Source organism: Planktotalea sp. (genome assembly GCF_965659345.1).
GTDB lineage: Bacteria > Pseudomonadota > Alphaproteobacteria > Rhodobacterales > Rhodobacteraceae > Planktotalea.
On sequence record NZ_CBFHVK010000032.1, the window covers coordinates 1 to 17,087 of the forward strand.

A 17,087-nucleotide genomic window follows, 5' to 3' on the forward strand; every position below is an offset into this window, starting at 1 on the left:
TCAATAGATGGTGAGGATGGCATGCAATGTGTCGTCGACCTCCCAGTTGATGAATTGATCCTCCACGAGCTCAAACCTGGGGAGCCGACATGACGCGTCATACCGTCATTCCCGACATACACGCAGATTTCGAACGCTTGCAGCGGTCTCTGCAGATTGCTTCATCCAGTGGCCATGTTGCCTTCCTCGGTGATTTTATCGATGCAGGCCAAACTGTAGAAAAGCCTGCTGATTTCCAGGTGCTGGAGCTCGCAAGAACTCTCATTTCAGATGGGAAGGCGGTGGGCATGATGGGCAACCACGAGCTCAACGCCATTTTGTACCATGCGAAAGGCAAGAACGGCGCCCCGATGCGTCAACATAGTCCAAAGAACCAAAAGCAGCATCAGAGTTTTATCGATGAGTTTGGGGTCGGCACAGCGAAGGCGGTCGAGTGGACAGATTGGTTCTTAGAAGCGCTGCCTTTATGGGCAGAGCTGGACGGGCTCAGGCTGGTTCACGCTTGCGGGAGTATCCGAAACTCTGTGTATGAGGCTCAGCCCATGCAGTTGAAACGGGTCATATGTTGAACCGTTCTGGGTATAGGACAGCGAACTGGTTCCGTGCGGCAACCCATTCTCTGACGGCCCTGCCAGTCTTCTCGAAGCTGCGTATCGCTAAGTAAATCAGCTTTGTCGCGGCGTCATCTGTCGGAAAGCTGCCGCGTGTTTTGGTAGTTTTGCGGATGACGCGGTTTAGGCTTTCGATGGCGTTGGTAGTGTAGATGATTTTGCGCACCGCTGGCGGGAAGGCGAAGAACGGTATGACCTCCTGCCATGCGCGCCGCCAGCTTGGGGCGATTGAGGGGTATTTCTGGCCCCATTCCGCCTCGAAATCAGCCAGTGCCTTCTCGGCCTCGACATCATCCGTGGCCTGATAAACCCGCTTCAGATCTTTGGCGACATTCTTGCGGTCTTTCCAACCACAGAAGTTCAGGGAATGGCGCACAAGGTGCACGATGCAGGTCTGGACGGTCGTATCAGGGAAGGCTGCATTGATGGCGTCAGGGAAGCCCTTGAGGCCGTCAACCACAGCGATGAGGATGTCCTCAACTTCGCGATTGCGCAGGTTGTTCATCACAGAGAGCCAGAATTTGGCCCCTTCGTTGTTGGCAACCCATAGCCCCAGAACCTCACGTTCGCCCTCAGGAGTGACCCCCAGGGCCACATAAACGGCCTTGTTTTTGACCTGACGGCTTTCGGCGTCGAGGATTTTGACCCGAAGCGCATCAAGAAAAACGATCGGATACATCGGTTCCAAGGCGCGGTTTTGCCAGTCCGACACCTCCTCCAGAACGGCATCCGTGACACGGCTGATAAGATCGGCTGACACCTTCAGGCCGTAGACCTCCTCAAGGTGGGCCCGGATGTCGCGGGTCGATAATCCGGCTGCATAGAGGCCAATGATCTTGTCATCCATGCCGTCAATGCGGGTCTGTCCCTTCTTGATCAACTCAGGCTCAAATCTGCCCTCACGGTCGCGGGGGACATCAATCGGCGGCGGCCCATCATTGCCCTTCAGCGTCTTGCGCGACGTGCCATTGCGACGGTTACTCTGCTGGCTCGCGGGTTGGGTGTCCGATTCATAGCCGAGATGTTCGGTCAGTTCCGCGCCCAACATCCGCTCCATCAGGCGAACCTTGAGCTCCTTCATCAAGCCCTGATCGCCCAGCAAATCATCCGCGTTCTTAACGCCGTTAAGCAGCTCGTCTAACAGTTCCTTGGAAATCGTCATTGTCGTCATGCTCCTTCGTTGGTGAAGCATGGGCCAAATTACTCATACACAGAAGATCGGACACTCTCAAAAAGCAGGAAGCGGTAGTGCTCCTCTGGGCTCTGCTCGCCTCCGGCCAGATCACCATGCGCAAGGTAGATGGATGGCAAACCCTCGCGCAGCCAATTGAACCGATGAAACTTGACCTCGTCGCCTGATCAGGCCTAAATCAAACCGCTCGGAGATCGCTGCCGGAAAATTTCTGCCGCTTTTGAGACACAACCCTGAAGAGAAACGGCAGCGGTCAAATGTATAATAAAGCTTTCGACTTCGAAGTGAAGCAGGACGGGAACATTTGGACCGTAATGCTCGATGACCGTGTCCTCATGTCCGCAACCGGCGAGCACAAGATATCCCACAAGAACCAGAACTTCCTTGTCGCCATGATTGAGGAGTTTCAATCTTTTGGAGAAATTTCCATCGCTGAGAATGGATCGCTTGAACCGATAGTTTTCAGCCAATACGCGCTGTTCTCTGACCACCTGATCGCGGATTGGCGAACGATCTTTACTGAAAACTTGGCAGACTTACTCTTCAGCGACCTGACATTCGTAGAGAATGCAGGACCAGAAAGGGTGGACCAAATCGCTGCAAGTTCTCCGATCTACAGCTGGCTCGAGCGCATTTTCGGCACGGAAGCTAATGTCGCCCGAATGATAGCGACTACGGTGTATAATGAAACATATGCTATGATGATGCCCGAGGAGGCGGAAGATCCCGATCTGTATGACCACCTTGAGCCAGACATAGCGGGCAACAAATTCTACACTCGAGCCTCGATCGGTGAGACCAAGTTCTTCGCTGGATTAGCGGCCGTTCTGAGCCACTCTAGTTCGGAAGAGTGTTCCGCACTGCACGGACTTCTTTCGATGAACGGACACCGACATTTCCTGGCGTCCCTTGCGCTCATCACAGGTTGCATTTCGAAGTCGCAATACGCAACTTCGGTTATGTCGAGCAGCAATCTTCGCCATGGAATTCAGGCGGATATAGATCGCGAGGATCATCGCTCGATGTATCAGTCTACCATTGGCGAGGCTGCCATTGCACTTGCCTTCATCGACCTCACGCGAAACCCTGTCTTCGAACTCATCAGAAAAGGTGAAAGCGCCGATATCGAGTTCAAGGAAAGTCTATCGCTTGATGTCCGCCGTGCGGCCTTTGATAAAGCTTACACCAAAGCCAAGGAAGCAAAGATTGAACTGGCGGTTCTGAAAACAATTGTTGGCTTCCTCAACGCGAAGGGTGGGAAGCTGTTTATCGGAGTTCGCGATGATACGAGCATCGGCGGCATCGATGCGGAACTTGATGCGTTTCACAATCGATCGACCGATAAGTTCTTGCTGTATCTGAAAGACCTGATCGTTACACGCATCGGAAAAGGCATTCTCGGCAATCTAGTGACAGGGCTCCACGAGGTAGAAGGAAAGCGTATCGTTGTTATTGATGTCGAAAAGGCATCGGAACCATGCTTCCTAAAGCCTGACGATGCTTTCTATGTCAGGACATCGCCGGCGACTGAACAGCTCACAGGGAAAGACCTGTTGGATTACATAAGGAACAACTTCTGAGGCAAAGGAGCGGATTTGTGCCATTGGTCATCAGTGGGCAGACAATTTACAGTGATAAAGGCTTTCCCCTGAAGGAAATCCTCTGCCCGCGCAATGCATCGAAGGCTGACCTCTCAAAGGTAGACGAAATGGACCGCAAGCCCTTGTTGAATCTTGCAAAGCCGTCGGGATTAAAGTGCACGTGGTCCCTGGGCGGGGACATATGCTTGGATCAGACTATGTCGGTCCGTTGTTGGACGTGTGGCTGACAGCCAAATGATGCTACGCAGAGATTCGCGGTTTTTCTTAATGGCTGCCTCTGACACGGGAGAGAGTTAGCGGCCAGGTTGGCTCCCTCCGCCATTTTTCAACAGATAGAAAATTACCGCGTTTAATCATCGCAATAACTTAAAAACCTATCTACCGCGTATCAAAATGCGCGATAGGGCAATCATTTTGCATACCGTGCACCGTCAAAGCTGCAATTTGCGGCCTACCTTTTTAGCGATAAGTGCTAAAAACCTAAGACACGAGGGTCAGGTCGTCAGACGGCCTTCAAGCGCGTCGTGGATGGCTTTGGTGCCGAGTTGCAAGCCGATCTCATACCGCCCGAACAGAAACTCGTTATTCGCCCCTGCATTCAATCCCTTTTGGATGCTCTCCCCAATTTCAAAGTCTTCATTGAAAACCGTGCGGATGACATCGTAGTTTTTCTGCCAATATTTTTCTGCTTTTTCGGTTTTTGGCGCCTCGGGGATCAGCATGATGCATTTGAAGATGCAACTATCTACGCCCGTTGGAATAATTGTGTGAATATAGACATGGTCCGTCATCACTTGGATGTAATTGCATGGAAACACGTAGTTTTGCGTTAGGAAATTGCCGCGATAGTCCCAGTTGTCAGGGTCTTGATCCTTCAGATCCACGACTTTGGGAAGCGGGACCGCGTGACGCACGTGGGGATATTTGTCGAGCCAGATAGACTGATTGTCGAGATAGCCTGCACAGGCTGTATGTTCATGCGCACCGCAGAAATGATAGCTTTCTTGAAATCCTTCAAGCGCCAGATGCCAGTTCATTTTACGATCTAGCGACCACTCGCGATAAACCACGTGATCCTCAAGGTCAAGTGATTGAAATTGCTCGCTCATCGGAGCAATCCAGGCATCCAGATCGAGTGGTTCATCACTGACGGATGGACGAACCCATATCAGACCAAAGCGCTCGAATGCTGGCAACTCGACCAGCCCAAGCTCTTGTTTGTTGATGTCGCCAAATCCAGCGGCGTGGGGCAGGCCGCGAAGGTTTCCGTCCAGATCGTAGGTCCATTTGTGATAAGGACAGGAGAGGGTCTTGGCATGGCCACATGGGCTATCTGTGAGACGCGCGCCGCGGTGGCGACACACGTTCATAAAAGCTTTGACTTGGCCGTCTTTATTGCGCGTGATCAAAAGTGGCACGCCAAGCTCGTCGTTGGTGATGTAAGAGCTTGCATCAGGCAATTGCTTTGAATGCCCCATAATAATCGGGAACTTACGAAACAGCGTTTCAATCTCGCGCGCGTTGATCTCAGGGTCGGTATAGGTGGTGACCGGGTTGCGCATCAGCTCTGGCTGCATATCAGTTGTGCCATCTTCGCAGTGTTGCAAAATGGATTTGATGATTTGGGTTTCTTCTGGGCTGATGCTCATGTTGTAAACCTCGTCTTAAGTATTTGCTTTAGCGGCGTTACCAAAACGGCTGCCTTGGCTTTGCTGCGCGACTGCGTGATCGTATTCGTCCGCGAGCTGCGCCACGATTTGAGCGATTGTTTCCGCCTTCGTCACACCGCCAACGCCTTGGCCCGCGCTCCAAACATGTTTCCAAGCTTTGGACCCCTCATGCATGTCACCAGAAAAGTCCAATGTAGCAGCCGTGTTCATGTCGTCGAGTGATATGCCTGCGGCCTCGACACTGGCGCGCATCCAATTGCCGAGCGCACCGGTGATCGCTTTTGACGCAATCAGATCTTCCATCGTGCTCTGCCATACCATCTCACGGTAGGCCTGCGGGATCATCGTTTCTTGCGCGGCCAGAAAACGCGTGCCCAAATAGGCGAAATCCACACCAAGATTTTCAACCGCGCGAATGGCGCGGCCTGTCCCAATACCGCCGCCGACAATCAATGGCCCATCAAAGAAGCTGCGCACTTCCTCGACGAATGGCAGCATCGCGTAATGCCCCGTGTGTCCGCCAGCCCCAGTACAAACAAGGACCAATCCATCAGCGCCTTTTTCCAACGCCTTTTTCGCAAATTTCGGGGATGTGACATCGGCAAAGACCATGCCGCCATATGCATGTACTTGTTCGGTCACGCGGTGTGGGCCACCTAGCGCGGTAATGACCAAATCTGGTTGAAACTCTTCGACCAGCGCCAACTCCTCGTCAAAGCGGCCATAACTGTTGTGAGTGATCATGTTCATCGCCCAAGGCGCATCGTTTTCATCGACAGCACTTGTGATTTCGCTGAGCCAATCGCGCAAATCTGCAGTTGTCCGCGCATTCGGTCCCGGAAAGGACCCCATTACGCCAGACTTGCAGGCCGCAATCACAGTCGCTGGGTTTGAAACCAAAAACATCGGTGCTGCGATCGCAGGCAAAAGCATGTTTGATTTTAAGGTTTCTATTTTGCTGCTCATTTGCGTTGTCTCTATCCGAATGTGTTAAATTTGATCAAAGTGTTGCCATTTGCGGCGGCAATTTACAACTCCACAACGCTGCGACAGTCCTGTGCCGTTTCGTCATATTCACAGTTGTCACAATTGACTTGGTATGCGGTGTAATGCCGTTACAGCCGCGACCATGTCGGACATGGTCACGGCCATTTGTGACGTTGAGAATCTTCGCTCATCTGATAGATGTACTGATGGCGCGCACTACACGCATGTCGGCGCATTTAATGCGCATAAAGTGAGCACAAGAACGATGGACAAATGGACGGAACTGCGTACCGCATACCAAGTCGCGAAATTGGGCACTGTCAGTGCTGCTGCTGACACGCTTGGCTTTCACCGCGCGACTGTGAACCGTCACATTGATGTGCTTGAGGCAGAGTTGGGTGGGCGGATCTTCATTCGTCACGCGCGCGGCTATACGCTGACAGAGCTTGGGGAGGACGTGCTTAGGGTCGCGCAGAAAACCAAAGAACTGACGGATGATCTTGCAGGGCGTGTGGCGGGGGCCAAGGCTGCAATCACTGGTGAGATCAAACTCGCGATCCTCGCACCGTTCACTGGATTACTCATCGACGCTATTGCAGATTTCAGATCATCGAACCCCAACTGTATGGTGCAGATTGATGCAAGTGAAGATCTTGCACGACTAGAATATGGAGAAGCGCACATCGCGCTGCGCGCAGGCGCGAAGCCCGATCATCCAGACTATGTGGTGAGCAACTTTTTTCGTGTTCATTTCAATCTTTATGCACATGACAGCTACATCGAGCGTCTTGGTCTTCCAAAAGATGAAAGCGAACTGGCGGGTCATCAATTCGTTGTCCCGCCCTCAAATGACAGTCGTTTGCCATTTCGCCCATGGATCGATGAACACGTGCGCCCAGAGATGATCGCGCTATCGTCACGTGATTTCGACGTTAACTCTGCTGCGGTGGCCAGCGGAATTGGCATGGGCTTTCTAGCGGATCATCAGGCGCAGGCATCACCAGAATTTAAGCGAGTTCTTGCGCCAAATAATTCCTGGGTCATCCCACTTTGGCTGGTGACGCACGTGGACTTGCACCGTTCCGAGAAGGTGCAAGCCATGCTTGGTCATATCAAATCAACAGGGAAAGCGCGCTAACCGGTTCGCTCCACTCATGCTTATCTCTGACCCTGTGTGTGTTCGATCTGGCTGTTTTGTGACGGTTTAACCGGCCACCGAGGCAGCATGAATGTCTGCAATCGTCGCATCAAGCGTTGCATTGAATTCTGCATCCGACTGTGTAAACGACAATCCTTCTGTCAAAGCGCGACTGAAGCTTGCGATCATATGGGTGTTTTGCGCCAACCGACGGTTTGCTTCCGCACGATCATAACCACCTGACAATGCAACAACTTTCATCACACGGGGATCATCACAGAGTGATTTGTAGGTATTAGGAACTTCTGGCAGCGTAAGCTTCAGCATAATTTGCTCGCCTGCTGGCACGGTGTCCAAAGCTTTCGTGATCTCTGTAAGTAGGATCGCTTCAGCTTCCGCCTTATCCGCAATATCAATCGTGATCTCAGGCTCAATGATCGGCACAAGGCCAGCCGCCAACACTTGATTGCCGACCTCAAATTGCTGTTGCACAACGTCACGAATGCCTGTCTCATTAGCAGCACTAATCACAGAACGTGCTTTTGTGCCGAAGATGCCGTTGTCGACAGCGCGCTTTAGCAGTTCATCAAGTACAGGCATCGGTTTAAGAACCTGCGCACCGTTTGCGACGTCTTCCAATCCTTTGTCGATCTTCAGGAACGGTACCACGCCATTGTCTTCCCAAAGAGCCTTGGCTGAGGGCTTGCCATCGATGTCGCGATCCATTGTCATTTCAAACAGAATGGCACCGATAACGCGTTCACCTGTGAATGCTGGCGAAGACACGATACGCGCACGCATGCCGTGGATCAGATCGAACATCTCTGCATCAGTGCTGTATTGCGCGTCTTGAACACCATACAGGCGCAAGGACTTGGGCGTTGATCCACCTGACTGATCCAATGCAGCGATAAAGCCGTTACCTGCGCGAATTTTCTCAGCCATTTGTGGATTAGTCATGTGATTACCTTGTATTTATTGAATTTAGTTGCGTTTAAGCGAGCCACCGCGCTGACGCAATCAGGGTTGCGCTAACAGGTGGCCAGCTTTCTTTTAACGTGCTCTTAACGCGCTCATTTTTGCAACTCAGCAGGCAAATCGCGACCAACCCAGTCTCGTAGAACGCCGTTTTCCAAGCTCGTTTGTACCTCGGACCATGCTTCGCTGGCACCGCGCAAACGCATAATGGTGTCAATCTCATCGCGGATCGCAACCGAAGCAACATCACCCGTCGCAGCACCAACCGAGGCCCAATAGTACGCCGCACGATAAGAACGGATGCGAGTCGTGCCCAGCAAGTGACCACGCGCAGCACGTCGGATATCCCCGATAGAGGCAAAGTCAGACGCAACCGGCCCACCGCCACCGAGCATGGAATCTTGCACCTCTAGCATTTGTCCGAGGCTCAGCACGTCCTCAAGATCGTTAAGCAGGCTCAAACTGCGCGCCTTGCCCTTAGAACTCGCGTGTAGCGCAAGGCGGTATGCGTTTTCAGGGTTAATGGTTTGCATTGCTTCGGCCATCAGCGCTGTTGCATCCGCGTCGCCATCTTTCGCGAGTGGGTCAAGCAAACGCAAACCAAGTGTCGTGTTGCGCGGGGCACCCACACCTGTTAGCAACGCACGCCCAACATCAAGATTGCGCGCGGTTGGCAAAAGCCCATCAATAGCTTGCTTGAGCTCTGCTGCGGGAATGCCTGTGGTGATGGCCATCGGAAATGTTCCGATGCTGGGCGTAAGTTTAGAAAACAGCGCCTTGGGATCTTCAAGATCCGCTTCGCCAAGCCGTACTGGCGTGCTGGGCGGATTGCTTTCAACAACAATCTGCGTGGGGTTCGCGACAAAGGCCTTGGCGGCGATGACCGTTTGATTGATGAATGCATCTTGTTCTGTGCTGAGTTCGCGCGCGTCAAAGCCGTTCATTTCGCCAAACATGTCGGCCAATGCACCAGGGATGATCTGTTCTAATGCGGCAGGATCGAGCATTCCGGGAGGGGCCATGCGCGACGCAGTACTATAAAGTCCGCGATCCTCAAGAGTGAGTTGCACATGATTGAGATATGCTGCGGGCATGACTTCTTCGTTGTCCAAATCCATGCGGTAGCTGATGTAGTCGAGATCAACCGACCCGCTCAGCGCCGCAAGGTTGTCTAAATCAGCACCAAAGTTGATCATCGCGCCACCTGACGCAAAGTCATATTTTACGTTTACCGTCATGCGATCAAGGCGGATGTTATCAACGCCGAGCATGCCAACGACAGGGCGCGCTTCGATCGGGATACAGTCGAAATCAAGCACTGCGCCCTCAAGGGCCATGTTCAGTGCATAGCCTTGTTGGCGATCAATCGGTTGACCACTGAGCACCAAACTATCTGCGGTAATCGCGCAGGCATCGGCTTCAACATAGGGCAAAAAGGGGCGCACATCGACGCCGACAAGAGCGACGCGGTTGCGCACGCTGTCCACATCAATCTGATCATAGCGCACATCTGCAAGCACGCGCAGAGTTGGGATAAAGCTTTGCACAACGAGTGTGAGGATGTTGTCGAAGGAAATCGCATCCCAAATTGTGACAGGTGTTTCAACGGGTTGTTCTTGTGCGTGCAGCGGCAGAGTAAGTGCGCAGGTCAGGGCGGTGGTTTGAAAAATTGTGCGTAATGCGGGCATCGAATAATTCCCTTTATAAATGTGGGGCTGGTAAAGCGCCCTCAGGGTACTCGAAATCCGCATTTCGGCAAGGGCAGGGATACCCGACCGTGTTTTGGCTTAACTGTTTAGCGCCGCGACGCCCGGCAAGACCTTGCCCTCCATCCATTCAAGAAACGCACCACCTGCCGTAGAAATATAGGTGAATTTCTCTGCGGCTCCGGCTTCGTTCAAAGCGGCAACTGTGTCACCGCCGCCCGCTACAGAAATGAGTGCGCCTTTTGCGGACAGATCTGCCGCGTAGGCCGCAGCAGCGTTGGTTGCCATGTCAAACGGCTCAATCTCGAAGGCACCGAGCGGGCCGTTCCAGATAAGCGTTTTTGCGCTATCCAAGACAGATGAAACACGCGAGACCGTTGCAGGGCCAGCATCAAGGATCATCGCATCAGACGGGCAAGCATCTGCTGGCAAAGTCTCATTGGCAGCACCCGCCTTGAATTCACGCGCAACAACAATGTCGCTTGGCAGTATGATTTCACACGCACCGGCACTGGCTTTTGCCATGATCTCACGTGCCGTATCGGTCATGTCATGTTCAGCAAGCGATTTGCCCACATCAATGCCTTGCGCCGCAAGGAAGGTGTTGGCCATCCCGCCACCGATCACAAGATAGTCGACTTTTTCAATGAGGTTGCTAAGCAATTCCAGTTTGCTCGACACTTTCGCACCGCCGACCACGGCCACAACGGGTCGCTCTGGACTGCTCAAAGCACCTTCCAATGCGCTGAGTTCAGCTTGCATCAAACGACCCGCGCAAGCTGGTAGCAAATGTGCGAGGCCTTCAGTGCTTGCGTGCGCGCGATGCGCCGCTGAAAACGCGTCGTTGCAGTAAATATCGCCCAGCTTCGCCATTTCCGCCGCAAAATCGGGATCATTGGCAGGTTCGGCCGCATGATAGCGTGTGTTTTCAAGCAACAACACTTGACCCGCTTGTAATGCGCCAGCCGCTGCCGCGGCACCCACACCGATACAATCCGCTGCAAACATCACATCACACTCAAAGGCAGCCTCCAGTGCGGGGACCAAAGGCTGCAAGCTCATCTCTGGCACGCGCTCACCCTTTGGACGTCCGAAATGCGCCAGCAGGATCGGCATCCCGCCAGCGGCCAGAATATCTTTGACCGTAGGAACAATGCGCTCGATCCGAGTGGCGTCAGTAACAACACCGTTTTCCATCGGCACGTTGATATCGACGCGCGTTAGAACGCGTTTGCCCTTGAGGTCCATCTGATCCAACGTTGTCCAGCTCATCGTGTTTCTCCTGACGCCTATGTGTTTGAGCCTGTCTTTGCCGCTCCGAACCTCTATCGTCAATGCTTGCCTTGGCAATCTGTACAATGCGCCTTAGATAAAGCGCCAAGTTATACCAAAGGAGCGCCCGAATGGCCGAAATTAAAGATCCCGAGAACACAATCCTGCTGGAACTCAAAGGCGGTACCGTCACGATTGAATTGCTGCCAGACATCGCACCAAAGCATTGTGAGCGTATGAAAGAGCTTGCGCGCTCGGGTGTATATGACAACGTGTGTTTCCACCGCGTGATTGACGGTTTCATGGCGCAGACCGGCGATGTGGCCAACGGCAATATGGAAAAAGACTTCAACATTCGCGCGGCTGGCACTGGCGGTTCTGACATGCCAGATCTTCCTGCGGAATTTTCTGGTATCCCACATGATCGTGGTACAATCGGTGCGGCGCGCTCGCAGAATCCTGACTCTGCAAACAGCCAATTCTTCATCAACTTCTCTGATAACCACTTCCTTAACAAGCAATACACGGTCTATGGCCGCGTGACGTCTGGTATGGATTTGGTTGACGCGATCACACGTGGCGAGCCGCCTGTGAGCCCTGATCGCATGGTGTCGATGAAGGTTGCCGCAGATGCGTAAGCTGGCGATTGCCATGTGCCTGTTCGCGAGCCCTGCGCTTGCGACGGGCCTTCAGATCGAGATCGCGGGTGAGGGGGCCAATGGCACTGTCGCCATCGATCTTCTGGAGGATTTGGCCCCGAAGCACGTAGAGCAGATCACCAAGATTGCTGAAAGCGGCGCGTATAATGGCGTGGTGTTTCACCGCGTGATTGACGGCTTCATGGCGCAAACGGGTGACGTTCAGTTTGGACAGTCCAGCGGCAACACCAGCCGTGCGGGCATGGGCGGTTCTGATATGCCTGATATTCAGGCTGAATTTTCGTCTGAACCCTTCAAGCGTGGGATCGTTGGAATGGCGCGCTCACAAAGCCCAAATTCCGCGAACAGCCAATTTTTCATCATGTTTGATGATGGTGAGTTTCTCAATGGTCAGTACACGGTTGTTGGCCGCGTGACAGCTGGGATGGATGTCGTGGATAGCATCAAGCTTGGCACAGGCGGCAATGGCGCTGTTGTAGGCACGCCTGACATGATGAAAACTGTCACAGTTACCGAGTAATATGTGCGCACATTCACGTGTGCTGGGCTATACTCAGTTAGAAATTTGAAGCACCCTCTGGAGAGAAATCTCTGGAGGGTGTTTTTATGTTGAAACGTTTTGCCTTGGCTTTGGGTCTGTCGCTTGTGGTGAGTGTTGCCTCTGCGAGCCCCGAATTTTGGAAGCATGAATGGCCGAAAACGAATTTTGAGAAAACTTCTGTTGAGAATTGGGTCGAGATCCTTTCAGGCGGTCCACCCAAAGATGGCATTCCCGCGTTGACCAATCCAAAATTTCGCAAAGCGTCCAGTGAGACGCGCATCGGTGATACCGAACCTGTCATAACTGTTGAGATAAATGGCGACATTCGCGCCTATCCTGTGCGTTACCTCACATGGCACGAGATTGCCAATGATACGGTCGGCGGCGTTCCTGTCGCGGTGACGTTCTGCCCTTTGTGCAATTCTGGAATCACCTTTGATCGCCGTGTTAAGCAAGGCACGCTCACGTTCGGTGTTTCCGGCAAGCTGCGCAATTCGGATATGGTCATGTATGATCGGGAGACCGAAACATGGTGGCAGCAAGCAATCGGTGAGGCGATTGTCGGCGATCTTCTCGGCACAGAGCTCACGCAATTGCCCACATGGATGGAAAGCTGGGCGGAGTTCAAAACGCGTAATCCCGAAGGGCTGGTGATGGACGAGCCAGACTACGCGCGCCAGTACGGTCGCAACCCTTATGTAAGTTATGACAGCTCTACCAAGCCGTTCCTTTATAGTGGTGAAAACCCACCGCACGGCATTCCTGCGTTAGAACGTGTCGTGCGCGTTGGAGACCGTGCATGGCCTTTGACACGCCTATCTAGCCTTGGCGAAGTGAGCGAAAATGGCGTGACCCTGTCTTGGGCAGGAGGTCAGTCTTCGGCGCTTGATGCATCTAGCATCGCAAAAGGGCGTGATGTTGGCACTGTGCGTGTGCGTGATGCTGCGGGCAAAGATCTACCACACGATGTGATGTTTGCCTTTGCGTTTCATGCGTTTTGGCCAGACGGGGAGTGGAAACTGGGGCAGTAGAGGACCAGCCGCTATCCGAACAAGTTCGGATTTCGCCCCCTGGAAAACGAAGCTATTCGAGAATTCCGCCGGTGTTTGCCAAGAAGGGTTCTAGATACCCAAGATCTGTCGTTTTGGGGCGTTTTTTGGCCCCAAAGTGATAGGTCACGCCAGCCATAATTGTCGAGGTGTCGGTGATGTCATCCAGCCCAACGATTTCTTTCTGATGGCTCTCGCCGTATTGGGCTGCCGCAAAAAGTGATAGTCCTGGAACGGCTTGAATGTCGTAATCGACGCGCGCTTCGAGTGTCCAAAGCTCAACCACAGTGGCTGGCGCATCCATTTTGGCATTCAAATAGCCAATAGATGTTGAAAGATGTAGCTGATCCGTCGCGGCAAAGCGCAGGCCAAGACCTGTCGCAATACCGTTGGTGACAGTTGCCACGCTATCGCTGCCAGTACTGCCACTCAGATATCCAAGATGGCCCATCAGGCTCCAACGATCACTGATTGTGTAGCTGCCCTCGACACCTGCAAGGATACGCATGGCATCATCACTGGCATCATTGTCATGATCTGATTGAAGGGCCCCAACGAACACCCCGTAGCTGAAACGTTCCGCATCACGGCCCGTGCGTAAAATTAAACTGCTACTGGTGTTTGCTGTGTTAGGGGCTGCATTGCCATTATCTGTCAGCGCCAAACCAAGGTCTGCCTGAATGTAGAGACCACTCGCGGCAAGGCTGCCAAAACTTAGGTCAGTACGACCTGTCAGTGTTGTGCCAGATGCACCTTGCAAAGCGACGGGCGCACCTGCGACTTGGCTTTGGCCGAAAGACAGGGTTGCAGAGCCATAGAACTCTTGCGCGGCAAGGGGGCTGGTGGTCAATAAAAGCGCAGTGGTGAACCGGATCATGACTTATCCTTTCAACACGATGAGCGCATGGCGTTTTTTGCCAGCACTAAGCTTGATCGGGGAGGCCAATGCCGCGGCATCCAGCATCAGGCCCGCATCATTCAGCGGTGCATCATCTATCTTTGCGCCGTTCTCAGAAATTAGGCGCTTGGCGTCTTTGCCGGACTTCGCCAGTCCTGCACGCACAATGGCCTGTACGATCGACATGCCGTCGCCAAGCTCTTCGCGCGTCACTTCCAGCGTGGGAAGATCATCGCCAACGCCGCCCTTTTCGAAGACTTCGCGCGCCGTTGCCTCCGCCGTGCTTGCGGCCTGTGCGCCGTGACAAAGTTTGGTGATTTCATTGGCAAGGATAACTTTCGCTTCGTTGATCTCAGAGCCCGCCAATGCGCCAAGCCGCTCGCATTCATCGACAGGCATTTCTGTGTAAAGTTTCAGGAAACGGCCAACGTCGGCATCAGTGGTATTGCGCCAGAACTGCCAGAATTCATAAGGGCTGCGCATGTCAGGATTGAGCCAAACCGCGCCATCCGCGCTTTTGCCCATCTTTTTGCCGTCCGAGGTAGTCAGTAAAGGCGACGTGAGGCCGAAAATCTGATTGTCCAAAACGCGTCGCGTGAGATCGATACCGTTGACGATGTTGCCCCACTGATCCGAGCCGCCCATCTGCAGTACGCAACCATAACGGCGATTGAGCTCTAGAAAGTCATAAGCTTGCAAAATCATGTAGTTGAACTCAAGGAAGCTCAGCGATTGCTCGCGATCAAGGCGCGATTTGACGCTTTCAAACGCGAGCATGCGGTTGACTGAGAAATGCTTGCCAATATCGCGCAAGAAGTCGAGGTAGTTGAGACCATCGAGCCACTCGGCATTGTTGATCATAAGCGCATCGCTTGGCCCATCGCCGTACTCAAGATAAGCGCTGAAGACTTTTTTGATGCCAGCAATGTTGTCGTCAATTTTCTCTGGCGTCAAAAGCGGGCGCTCATCCGCGCGAAAAGAAGGATCTCCCACTTTGGTTGTGCCGCCGCCCATCAAGGTGATGGGTTTGCCACCAGTTTTTTGCAACCAACGCAGCATCATAATCTGAATAAGCGAGCCGACGTGCAACGACTCAGCTGTTGCGTCAAACCCGATATAAGCTGGCATACCACCTTTGAGTGCCGCGTCATCAAGGCCTTGATAGTCGGTGCAATCGGCCAAAAAGCCACGCTCCATCATCACTGCAATGAAATCGGATTTGGGATGGTATGTCATAACTTGCGTCCACGTATTGCTCTGGTCAAAGGTCTTACAGGGCAGATGCACAAAGGAAAAGCCTATGAAAGGCTCCAAATCGTTCAAAACAGGATTGGTGAAAGCGGTTGGTTTAATGTCGGGCACGTCTCTCGATGGCGTCGATGCGGCCGAGCTGGTAACCGACGGCGAACACATAGCGCGCTTTCGTGCGAGCACATATCGCGCCTATTCGGATAGAGAACGCGCGACATTGCGTGCCGTTTTGGGCAAATGGCCGGGGGACGGCTTGGAAGCAGCTTTAGACGTGGTGCAATCCGCACACGCACAAGTCTTGGAAGAATTCACGCCTGAGCTGGTGGGTTTTCATGGGCAAACCCTTGCCCATGAGCCACGTGGGCGCGGCACGCATCAGCTTGGTGATGGCGACGCGCTTGCGCAAGCAGTCAATGCGCCTGTGGTGTGGGATTTTCGGTCCAACGATGTGCAGCTTGGTGGGGAAGGCGCGCCGCTCGCGCCGTTCTTTCACTTTGCCTGTGCTAAATGGATCAATGCGCAAAAGCCTTTGGCGTTTCTTAACCTGGGCGGCGTGGGCAACATCACTTGGATCGACCCGAGCAAAAAAGCGCCACAAGAGCAGGGAGCTTTGCTTGCATTCGACACGGGCCCCGCGAATGCGCCGATCAATGATCTGATGCAAAGCCGCCTAGGTCAAAGCTATGACAGGGATGGCGCGCTCGCCAAACAAGGTCGCGTGGAAACAGGCGCGCTTGAGCTGTTTCTCGCAGAAACCTATTTTACACGCATTCCGCCCAAGTCCTTAGATCGTGATGATTTTTCGGTCATGCTAGATCTTGTGCGCGAACTCTCTGATGCAGATGCGGCCGCAACCATGACCGCGATGAGCGCTGCAGCTGTGATGCAAGGGATGCAACACTGCCCCAGTCCGCCAGAGCGTGTCCTTGTCTGTGGTGGTGGCCGTCATAACCCAGTGATGATGCACATGCTGCGCGAAGCGCTCGATTGCCCTGTCGATCCTGTGGAGAAGGTCGGCCTTGATGGTGATATGCTTGAAGCGCAAGCCTTTGCCTATCTCGCAGTGCGCGTGGCGCGGGGTCTTCCCACAAGTTGTCCAAGTACAACAGGTGTCGGTGCTAATGTTGGCGGTGGCATTCTTAGTCACCCAACCGAAAAAGATGCAGAATAATTCCCTGAATTCACCTCTCCAGAAATATCCCGGGGAGCGCGAGGGGCTGGCCCCTCGCCATCAGTTCTCAAGAATATCCTACGCCGAACAGCTCGCCCCGCCCAAAACGCAAAACTTCGCGCAATGCGGATGATTCAGCTGAACCGATCCTTCTGCTTGTTCTAATGTTGTTCCCATTTCGAACTCTTCTGAATATGGAAGCAAAGTGCAGGCCAAAACGGCCGGTTTGTCAGCGCCTTTGCGTTTCACGACCATACGCGATGACGCACACATCATAGCATCGGGTGATTTGTCCAAAATACCCCAGCAGGCGGTGGTGATTTCGGGAACATCCACTGTTTCATCCATTTCTGGGAACAAGAC

The 17,087-nt window shown here is 53.2% G+C and carries 15 protein-coding genes and 1 pseudogene; 7 read left to right on the forward strand and 9 right to left on the reverse strand.

The window, feature by feature from the left end; translation table 11 throughout:
- Positions 1-89: 89 nt before the first annotated feature.
- Entirely contained in the window at positions 90-569 is a 480-nt protein-coding gene (locus ACTG3Z_RS16770; RefSeq protein ID WP_439144158.1) for a metallophosphoesterase, read from the forward strand.
- Here ACTG3Z_RS16770 and ACTG3Z_RS16775 read toward each other — a convergent pair.
- Positions 559-1,773: an IS256 family transposase gene (locus ACTG3Z_RS16775; RefSeq protein ID WP_439144159.1), complete on the reverse strand. Its 1,215-nt coding sequence runs from the start codon at positions 1,771-1,773 to the stop codon at positions 559-561. The two genes, ACTG3Z_RS16770 and ACTG3Z_RS16775, sit on opposite strands and share 11 nt — an antisense overlap.
- Positions 1,774-2,060: 287 nt before the next feature.
- On the opposite strand from ACTG3Z_RS16775, the gene ACTG3Z_RS16780 reads away from it, so the two are divergent.
- Positions 2,061-3,383 carry an AlbA family DNA-binding domain-containing protein gene (locus tag ACTG3Z_RS16780; RefSeq protein WP_439144160.1) on the forward strand — a complete coding sequence of 441 codons (1,323 nt, stop codon included), beginning with the start codon at positions 2,061-2,063 and terminating at the stop codon, positions 3,381-3,383.
- A gap of 515 nt (positions 3,384-3,898) precedes the next feature.
- On the opposite strand, the gene ACTG3Z_RS16785 is transcribed toward ACTG3Z_RS16780, so the two are convergent.
- Both ACTG3Z_RS16785 and ACTG3Z_RS16790 read right to left on the reverse strand, forming a co-directional pair.
- Entirely contained in the window at positions 3,899-5,053 is a 1,155-nt protein-coding gene (locus ACTG3Z_RS16785) for an aromatic ring-hydroxylating oxygenase subunit alpha (protein ID WP_439144161.1), read from the reverse strand.
- A 15-nt stretch (positions 5,054-5,068) separates the two neighbouring features.
- On the reverse strand, positions 5,069-6,040 hold the full coding sequence (locus ACTG3Z_RS16790) for an NAD(P)H-dependent flavin oxidoreductase (RefSeq protein ID WP_439144162.1): 972 nt from the start codon (positions 6,038-6,040) through the stop codon (positions 5,069-5,071).
- A 133-nt stretch (positions 6,041-6,173) separates the two neighbouring features.
- On the opposite strand from ACTG3Z_RS16790, the gene ACTG3Z_RS16795 reads away from it, so the two are divergent.
- Complete coding sequence (locus tag ACTG3Z_RS16795) at positions 6,174-7,199, forward strand: LysR family transcriptional regulator (protein ID WP_439144163.1); 1,026 nt, start codon at positions 6,174-6,176, stop codon at positions 7,197-7,199.
- A gap of 66 nt (positions 7,200-7,265) precedes the next feature.
- Here ACTG3Z_RS16795 and ACTG3Z_RS16800 read toward each other — a convergent pair whose 3' ends face one another.
- The 3 genes from ACTG3Z_RS16800 to ACTG3Z_RS16810 form a co-directional block, all read right to left on the reverse strand.
- Positions 7,266-8,159, reverse strand: a complete 894-nt coding sequence (locus tag ACTG3Z_RS16800) for a fructose bisphosphate aldolase (protein WP_439144164.1) — start codon at positions 8,157-8,159, stop codon at positions 7,266-7,268.
- 113 nt (positions 8,160-8,272) lie between these two features.
- Positions 8,273-9,865, reverse strand: a complete 1,593-nt coding sequence (locus ACTG3Z_RS16805) for a hypothetical protein (RefSeq protein WP_439144165.1) — start codon at positions 9,863-9,865, stop codon at positions 8,273-8,275.
- A 99-nt stretch (positions 9,866-9,964) separates the two neighbouring features.
- The gene (locus ACTG3Z_RS16810; RefSeq protein WP_439144166.1) at positions 9,965-11,155 is read right to left on the reverse strand and encodes a phosphoglycerate kinase; all 1,191 of its coding nucleotides are present in this window, start codon (positions 11,153-11,155) and stop codon (positions 9,965-9,967) included.
- Between the two features lie 131 nt (positions 11,156-11,286).
- Here ACTG3Z_RS16810 and ACTG3Z_RS16815 point away from each other — a divergent pair, with 131 nt between their 5' ends.
- From ACTG3Z_RS16815 to ACTG3Z_RS16825, 3 genes are all read left to right on the forward strand, one after another.
- Positions 11,287-11,793, forward strand: coding sequence for a peptidylprolyl isomerase (locus tag ACTG3Z_RS16815; RefSeq protein ID WP_439144167.1), 507 nt, complete (start codon positions 11,287-11,289; stop codon positions 11,791-11,793).
- Positions 11,786-12,334 carry a peptidylprolyl isomerase gene (locus tag ACTG3Z_RS16820; protein WP_439144168.1) on the forward strand — a complete coding sequence of 183 codons (549 nt, stop codon included), beginning with the start codon at positions 11,786-11,788 and terminating at the stop codon, positions 12,332-12,334. The genes ACTG3Z_RS16815 and ACTG3Z_RS16820 overlap by 8 nt, the downstream gene beginning before the upstream one ends.
- A gap of 86 nt (positions 12,335-12,420) precedes the next feature.
- Positions 12,421-13,386: a DUF3179 domain-containing protein gene (locus ACTG3Z_RS16825; protein WP_439144169.1), complete on the forward strand. Its 966-nt coding sequence runs from the start codon at positions 12,421-12,423 to the stop codon at positions 13,384-13,386.
- Between the two features lie 52 nt (positions 13,387-13,438).
- Here the strand turns inward: ACTG3Z_RS16825 and ACTG3Z_RS16830 are convergent, their stop codons facing one another.
- Both ACTG3Z_RS16830 and tyrS read right to left on the reverse strand, forming a co-directional pair.
- Complete coding sequence (locus ACTG3Z_RS16830; protein WP_439144170.1) at positions 13,439-14,281, reverse strand: outer membrane beta-barrel protein; 843 nt, start codon at positions 14,279-14,281, stop codon at positions 13,439-13,441.
- Between the two features lie 3 nt (positions 14,282-14,284).
- Complete coding sequence (gene tyrS, locus ACTG3Z_RS16835) at positions 14,285-15,538, reverse strand: tyrosine--tRNA ligase (RefSeq protein WP_439144171.1); 1,254 nt, start codon at positions 15,536-15,538, stop codon at positions 14,285-14,287.
- Positions 15,539-15,602: 64 nt separating this feature from the next.
- On the opposite strand from tyrS, the gene ACTG3Z_RS16840 reads away from it, so the two are divergent.
- The gene (locus ACTG3Z_RS16840) at positions 15,603-16,724 is read left to right on the forward strand and encodes an anhydro-N-acetylmuramic acid kinase (RefSeq protein WP_439144172.1); all 1,122 of its coding nucleotides are present in this window, start codon (positions 15,603-15,605) and stop codon (positions 16,722-16,724) included.
- A 78-nt stretch (positions 16,725-16,802) separates the two neighbouring features.
- Here the strand turns inward: ACTG3Z_RS16840 and ACTG3Z_RS16845 are convergent.
- Positions 16,803-17,087, reverse strand: a pseudogene (locus ACTG3Z_RS16845) (radical SAM protein); the annotation flags it as partial.

Excerpts from the sequence above, each read along its gene's own strand:
- ACTG3Z_RS16770 (WP_439144158.1), top strand. The coding sequence starts at position 90 with ATGACGCGTCATACCGTCATTCCCGACATACACGCAGATTTCGAACGC.
- ACTG3Z_RS16775 (WP_439144159.1), bottom strand. The coding sequence starts at position 1,773 with ATGACGATTTCCAAGGAACTGTTAGACGAGCTGCTTAACGGCGTTAAG.
- ACTG3Z_RS16780 (WP_439144160.1), top strand. The coding sequence starts at position 2,061 with ATGTATAATAAAGCTTTCGACTTCGAAGTGAAGCAGGACGGGAACATT.
- ACTG3Z_RS16785 (WP_439144161.1), bottom strand. The coding sequence starts at position 5,053 with ATGAGCATCAGCCCAGAAGAAACCCAAATCATCAAATCCATTTTGCAA.
- ACTG3Z_RS16790 (WP_439144162.1), bottom strand. The coding sequence starts at position 6,040 with ATGAGCAGCAAAATAGAAACCTTAAAATCAAACATGCTTTTGCCTGCG.
- ACTG3Z_RS16795 (WP_439144163.1), top strand. The coding sequence starts at position 6,174 with ATGCGGTGTAATGCCGTTACAGCCGCGACCATGTCGGACATGGTCACG.
- ACTG3Z_RS16800 (WP_439144164.1), bottom strand. The coding sequence starts at position 8,159 with ATGACTAATCCACAAATGGCTGAGAAAATTCGCGCAGGTAACGGCTTT.
- ACTG3Z_RS16805 (WP_439144165.1), bottom strand. The coding sequence starts at position 9,865 with ATGCCCGCATTACGCACAATTTTTCAAACCACCGCCCTGACCTGCGCA.
- ACTG3Z_RS16810 (WP_439144166.1), bottom strand. The coding sequence starts at position 11,155 with ATGAGCTGGACAACGTTGGATCAGATGGACCTCAAGGGCAAACGCGTT.
- ACTG3Z_RS16815 (WP_439144167.1), top strand. The coding sequence starts at position 11,287 with ATGGCCGAAATTAAAGATCCCGAGAACACAATCCTGCTGGAACTCAAA.
- ACTG3Z_RS16820 (WP_439144168.1), top strand. The coding sequence starts at position 11,786 with ATGCGTAAGCTGGCGATTGCCATGTGCCTGTTCGCGAGCCCTGCGCTT.
- ACTG3Z_RS16825 (WP_439144169.1), top strand. The coding sequence starts at position 12,421 with ATGTTGAAACGTTTTGCCTTGGCTTTGGGTCTGTCGCTTGTGGTGAGT.
- ACTG3Z_RS16830 (WP_439144170.1), bottom strand. The coding sequence starts at position 14,281 with ATGATCCGGTTCACCACTGCGCTTTTATTGACCACCAGCCCCCTTGCC.
- tyrS (WP_439144171.1), bottom strand. The coding sequence starts at position 15,538 with ATGACATACCATCCCAAATCCGATTTCATTGCAGTGATGATGGAGCGT.
- ACTG3Z_RS16840 (WP_439144172.1), top strand. The coding sequence starts at position 15,603 with ATGAAAGGCTCCAAATCGTTCAAAACAGGATTGGTGAAAGCGGTTGGT.